This window comes from Caballeronia sp. LZ029 (assembly GCF_031451275.1).
Classification (GTDB): domain Bacteria; phylum Pseudomonadota; class Gammaproteobacteria; order Burkholderiales; family Burkholderiaceae; genus Caballeronia; species Caballeronia jiangsuensis.
Genome location: NZ_JARUXO010000068.1, coordinates 1 through 330 on the forward strand (window position 1 = coordinate 1; position 330 = coordinate 330).

1 protein-coding gene is annotated in these 330 nt (G+C 66.4%); it reads left to right on the forward strand.

The annotated features are described in order from the left end of the window. A partial coding sequence (locus QCE73_RS34080; protein ID WP_309885346.1) for a 3'-5' exonuclease occupies window positions 1-330 on the forward strand: 330 nt, incomplete at both ends.

Sequence of the window (330 nt, forward strand, 5' to 3'; positions counted from 1 at the left end):
CAGGTCTACATGCTCGGCGCGCCGGACGAAACACCCGGCGACATCGACTTCGCGCTTGAATACTGCGCCACGCGCGCCGACATGCTGCGCCGCTTCAACGCCTGGATCGCGCATCATGATCCGGATGCGATCATCGGCTGGAACGTGGTGCAGTTCGATCTGCGCGTGCTGCAGCGCCATGCCGACGACTTCGGCGTGCCGCTCACGCTCGGCCGCGACGGCAGCCCGGTGGAGTGGCGCGAGCACGGCATCAACCGCAATCACTTCTTCGTCTCGATCGCGGGACGGCTCGTGATCGACGGCATCGAGGCATTGCGCTCGGCCACCTGG